General features: G+C 47.5%; 6 protein-coding genes. 2 read left to right on the forward strand and 4 right to left on the reverse strand.

The genetic code is table 11. From position 1 onward, the window contains the following. Positions 1–644 (forward strand): hypothetical protein (locus tag IQ260_RS27010; RefSeq protein ID WP_193996178.1); only part of this gene is annotated, 644 nt, incomplete at its 5' end. On the opposite strand, the gene IQ260_RS27015 is transcribed toward IQ260_RS27010, so the two are convergent. Further along, positions 641–1,246 carry an SRPBCC family protein gene (locus IQ260_RS27015; RefSeq protein WP_193996179.1) on the reverse strand — a complete coding sequence of 202 codons (606 nt, stop codon included), beginning with the start codon at positions 1,244–1,246 and terminating at the stop codon, positions 641–643. The genes IQ260_RS27010 and IQ260_RS27015 overlap by 4 nt on opposite strands. Before the next feature lie 147 nt (positions 1,247–1,393). Between IQ260_RS27015 and IQ260_RS27020 the strand changes: the two genes are divergently transcribed. After that, positions 1,394–2,281, forward strand: coding sequence for a LysR family transcriptional regulator (locus tag IQ260_RS27020; protein ID WP_193996180.1), 888 nt, complete (start codon positions 1,394–1,396; stop codon positions 2,279–2,281). A gap of 21 nt (positions 2,282–2,302) precedes the next feature. Here IQ260_RS27020 and IQ260_RS27025 read toward each other — a convergent pair whose 3' ends face one another. The 3 genes from IQ260_RS27025 to IQ260_RS27035 form a co-directional block, all read right to left on the reverse strand. Continuing rightward, positions 2,303–3,538 (reverse strand): aminotransferase class V-fold PLP-dependent enzyme, encoded by a 1,236-nt coding sequence (locus IQ260_RS27025; protein ID WP_228016472.1) that lies wholly within the window; start codon positions 3,536–3,538, stop codon positions 2,303–2,305. A gap of 315 nt (positions 3,539–3,853) precedes the next feature. After that, complete coding sequence (locus IQ260_RS27030) at positions 3,854–4,099, reverse strand: hypothetical protein (protein ID WP_193996182.1); 246 nt, start codon at positions 4,097–4,099, stop codon at positions 3,854–3,856. Between the two features lie 351 nt (positions 4,100–4,450). Next, positions 4,451–5,583: tetratricopeptide repeat protein (locus IQ260_RS27035; protein WP_193996183.1), on the reverse strand; the 1,133-nt coding region annotated here is incomplete at its 5' end.

The raw sequence follows: 5,583 nt of genomic DNA on the forward strand, positions 1-5,583 counted from the left end.
ACTTTTTGGATGATATCGACGAAGTCCGTGAGGCGGATTGGTTTCAGCGCTATCTGGAAGGGGATGCGGTGGAATTTTATGTGGAGGGGAGTGGGACGTATGCGATCGCAAATATCGATCTAATCAGCCACGAAATCTATTTCTCCAAGGCCGACTCCCTGGCCAACCTCGATCCCACCATTTTCCTTTGCTACCAAGAGGAATACCCCGAATCTAGCGATCTGCTGCGGGCCGCTATCGAACCCTACATCGAAAAATTTAACCGTCGCGCTCGGTTACCGATCACGCTAGTGGAATCCCATCGCCTTAGCAACGGTCCTGTACGGCTCAAGAGCAACCTCATGCGCCATATCCGTCGCAGCCTGCTGTTTATTGCCGATGCCACCCCAATTTTAGAAACCAATGGCGATCTGCCCCTGCTAGTGCCCAACCCGGCGGTCTGTGTAGAGCTAGGCTATGCTCTATGCAACAAGCGCCCTGAGCAGCTGATTGTCGCCCAGATGGAGCGGGGCGATCTGCCCGGACAGTTTCCCTTTGACATTGCGGCTCAGCACAAGCTGGAATTTAGCAACAAATCCGGTTTGCAAAAAACACTACCCAAGCTGCTAGACGCCAAGCTGCAACGCTTTAATCTCACCAGTTAGTCAGCTTTTTGCCCATGACAGCCTGCAACGGCTGCTCCCCCAAAGTGTTTAATTAGATTGTCTTGAGCGTCTTTCACAAAACTACGCACCATCAACGGCATCAACCACCCACCCACTGACGTTCTCTGAACATCAAAATACTGGCTCCAAGTGAGGTAGCTAGCTCCTTCACGCTCCTCTACGGTCATGATCGCCAGATGGTTTCTCACAGGTACTCCCTCAAGAATCTGATACGCGATTAGATGAGGGCGATCAAAGTAAACAATGTCTTCAATCTCCGATTGCTCGCCAAACATCATTGTTCGTTGACTGCCCTGAGCTAGCTCACCTGCAGCCATAGACTGGCCATGATCATAGCTCAGACTCTCTAATCCCGGCATCCATTGGGGTAGTGTGTCTGCCTGAGAAATATAGTCAAAGATCTCCTCCGGTGATGCCTCAAGCCGCATCTGTTGGGAGACCCTCAACGGGGCTGCTGTCCACTGTTGTATATCTAGCTGATGGGTGCGATCGCAAGAAACAACCGTCGTGCATCCCGCCAATAACAACAAGCCTGACCACTGCACAACGGCCAGCATCCTCCTAATTCTTTTATGCACCATAGACATTTAGCGAATGAGTTGAGCAGATTTTTGCGGTTCGCCATGTTTCGCCTATGCAGTCATAACGAACATCGCCATCATAGGCGGTCTATTATTGAATTGTGGAGGTCCAAATTTGCGTTTTAATTTTTCAAAAACGTTACAGCCATGAATTGGAATGATTTGCCCGTATTTCTTGCCTTAGCTCGATCGGGGTCGGTCAGATCGGCCGCTGTCAAGCTTGCCGTCAGTCATTCCACCGTGGTTCGTCGCATTGACGCACTAGAAACAGCATTAGGTGTGCGCTTGTTTGAAAGATCGTCCTTAGGCTACAGTCTGACCCAGATGGGTGAAGCCATGCTGGCCCAGGCAGAACAAGTAGAGGATGACATTCATAAACTGCAGCTCAACATTTTGGGGCAAGACGCCAACCTCAGTGGAACAATCCGAGTGACCGTTGCTGATGCGTTGGTTCAGTACTTGCTATTTCCTGATTTGCAACAGTTCAAACTAGCCTATCCCAACATTGATTTAGAGATTACGACATCCTATGACATTGCTGACTTAACCAAGCGCGAAGCCGATGTAGCTATCCGGTTTATGACCAATCCGCCAGACTACCTAGTCGGTCATCGTCTACCCGATCTCAATATTTCCTACTACGCATCCCATGAGTATCTTAAACAGCACGATCTCCATGCCGAACCCCCCACTGCCAGCTGGATTGGCATGGATGAAATCGTCACATTCCCCACGGCTCAATGGTTAAAAGAGAGCCCCTATCCCCACATTCCCGTTCGTTGGAGTTTCCCAATGCTGTTGCAGCAAACAGCCGCACAAACCGGTTTGGGTATGGTCATGCTGCCTTGCTACAGGGGGGATCGAGACCCAGCATTGCGACGGATTCCACCGGGTAAGGTGATTGCTGGTCGGTCAGGATGGGTGCTGACTCTAAACGATTTACGGACCACTGAGCGGGTCAGAGTATTTGTGGCCTTTATTGCTCGGGCCATTTGGCAATATGCCGATTTGCTGGAAGGTCGCTGTCCTAGATAGAAGAGGACCGGTGAGTTCAGGCTAATCCAGCGCAGCGGTCAGGCCATCAATCAGCTGGTCAATCTCATCTTCGATTGTGTAATGGAGAAATGACATGCGCAAAACCCCAGTATCGACCGGGATATGCATTCCCTCTAATGGACGAACACTATAAAAACTTCCCTGACCCACCATCAGTTTCTTTTCGGCCAGCACCGTACAAACCTCATCAATTGATTTTCTTTTGGGTATGACAGCTACTGTTGACGTGCGCAATGTCGGTTTATCCGGTCCAACAATATCAATGTCATCACGCTGCCGCAGCCATTCCAGAAGCTTGGTCAGCAGTTTTCTCTCATGGGTCTGGAACAGTGTTTTAAGCTGTCGTCCTTTTTCTGCTTGGCTAACCGTTTTAGAGAAGTGGTGCTGATAAACGGCATCTAAGTACTCGGCTACACCGGCAGTTGCCGCAATCTGGGCATGGTCTGGACCCGCCGGGAGCATCTTTTTGCGACGGCTGTGGGCATTAAAAGAGTGCCCCTGGTTGGGCAGCTGCTCCATGATCTCTTTTTTAATGGTCATCAGGCCGAGATGCGGTCCCCATGTTTTATAAATAGAAAAGAGATAAATATCTGCCCCTAGCGATCCGATATCTGGCAAACCGTGGGGGGCATGGGCCACACCATCGACAACGACACAGATGTCGGTAGCTGCTTTTGCCTTGGCGACAATGTTTGCCACCGGGTTGGTATGGCCAATAATATTAGAACAGTGGGGAAAGGCCAGCAGCCTGGTTTTCTCGGACAGCATGGTATTCAGGTCATCCGGATTCAACAGACCCGTCTCGGGATCAATGCACCATTCTTTGATCACAATGCCTGTTTTTTCCAGGCGTTGCCAAAATCCGGCATTGGCTTCATGATCTTGATTGCACAGAATGATTTCGTCGCCTTCGTTCCATATCTCGCGAAAGGCATGGGCTAGAACATAGAGGTTCTGGGTGGTGGATGGGCCAAAATGGACTTCATATTCGCTGACATTGAGGTAGGCGGCCAGGCAGCGGTAGGCGTCATCCATGGCTGCACCAGCTTTTTGGGCGGTTGGGTAATTGTAATAGGGCTGAACTTTGGTCTGTCTGTAGAATTTGTTCAAACGGTCAATGACCTGTTGGCATGGGTAGGAGCCACCTGCATTTTCAAAAAAGCCCCAGCCGTTTAATGAGGGTTCTTCAAAGGCAGGAAATTGACTGCGTATAAATTTTGAATCTAACTGTGTCAAAAATCTCTCCTCAGTCTTTATCGAAATCATCGCGTTCAGCCCATTTAATTTAAGCAGCAACTGGACAGTTGATGTTCAAAACTGGGCTCTGATATTACGGAAGAGTCGGCAAAAGCTGCTTTGCAAGTGTTTCGCAAAATTTCACTTACTTGATGTGGCGATAGCGCCCAACAGCGGCAACATTGTCAGTGCTATGCCATCCGACGAAGTCAGGGGCGCTACGGTGCGGTCATGGCCGATGTAGGCTGGGTTGGGTTTAGCGAAGGACAACATTATTGCCGTCACGAAACCCAACATCTCAACCTACCAAGGTTGCTAATCCACCCTCACCCGTTTGGTTAAAATCGCCATCATTTCATTCGGTCGCCCGGTGGGCAGGGGTTTACTCCAGTCGTTGGGTTCGGCGTAGTGGAGCTTATGCAACAGGGCGATGGTGTTGCGGATGGCGATGAGGCTGCCGAGCAGGGTATGGTTGATGGCTTCGTATGGGTACTCGGGTAGGGTACCGTCGGCAGGTGGAACGTTGGACGCGCCTGCGCCCTGGGTGTTGTCTTGAAACATGGGTTCTGGTTCTCCAGTTGGTTACAGGGCCTCGGCCTCTTGGTTTAAGAGGCGTTGAGGCGTAGGAAAGCCAGAACCTAAACTTCAGCCACCCCGCAAGTAGCTTTGCTAATCGAGGTGGCTGAGGCATAATGTGCCCAGCCGCCAGATTGCCCTGCGCTTTCTGGGGGTTAGCCATCGGTACGGTGTTGTCAGCACCTGCCGATGGTGCCAAATTTTAGGTTCTAGTCAGCCGTGAGCATCACGGCATTAATTGAAAGTAAAACAAAATTCTGTCGCCGTCAAGATACAAAGTGTTAACCCGGATTTTTGACATTTCATATTGAAAAAAATTGATGTGTCATGAGCTAGTTAATAGTACTCATCAACAGTATCTGACCCCCCTGACTTATATATATTTTCTCGAAACATACTTATATTCTTTTGGAATATCTCTACATCCTCTTGAGATATATCTACACGGGCCTGATTCTGACGTTGATCAAGCTGAGATTTTATAAATTCTCTCATCTCAACCATATGAGGGTGATTTGGTAGAATATTTGATAATCTATTCAGATCCTCAATAGACTCTTTAAGAATTGAGATTGGAATACCTCGCGTAACTGCTTCTCGATAGAAAAATTTAGCATCATTTAGTCTACTAACAATTAGGTAATAAAGACCTAGGTTACAGGTATTATAATGTTTGCTAGGGTCTTTATCATATTGCTCCTGAGCGAGGTTGATAGCTTGATTAATATCCTTTTTTGCCTGTTTGTTTCTTTTCAGATAGAAATGTGTTAATGCACGATAACAATAAATCCAAGAGTTCTCATGCAGCTGTATTGCGTGATTCCAATCTTCTAATGCTCGCTCATAACTTCCATGGAGAAGCAATATCAAGCCTCGACCTGTAATATATGAAATATTGCCAGGATCAAGTTTGATCAAACAATCAAAATCTTCTATTGATTGTTCGTATCTATCAGGAGTTTGTTGAAGCCAAGCGCGTTGTTGTAGATACCACTTATTATTAGGAGCAAGTACAATGGCATAACTGATATCTGCGAAAGCCTCATCATAGTTTTCTAGTGCTTGATAGGTTGCAGCACGATTAGCAATAGCCCAATCATATTCAGGATCAAGCTCAATGGCACGGTTGAAATCCTTTAATGCTTTGTCATAGCGTTCCATTAATCGATGGGTTCTGCCACGGTTAGCGATGGCACGATCATATTCAGGATCAAGCTCAATGGCATGATTGAAATCCTTTAATGCTTCGTCATAGCGCTCCATTAATCGATAGGTTCTGCCACGGTTAACCAGAGCCCACTTGTAACTAGAATTAAGTTGGATTGCCCGATTGAAGTCTTTTAGAGCATTTTCATACTGGTTTATTAGCCGGTGAACTTCCCCTCTCCAAGCAAAGATAATAGATTCGTTTGTTTGATCAATTTTTGATGATTTTAGGAGGATAGTAAACGTATTGATTGTTACTAGAT

This window comes from Leptolyngbya cf. ectocarpi LEGE 11479, assembly GCF_015207065.1.
Taxonomy (GTDB): domain Bacteria; phylum Cyanobacteriota; class Cyanobacteriia; order Phormidesmidales; family Phormidesmidaceae; genus Leptothoe; species Leptothoe ectocarpi.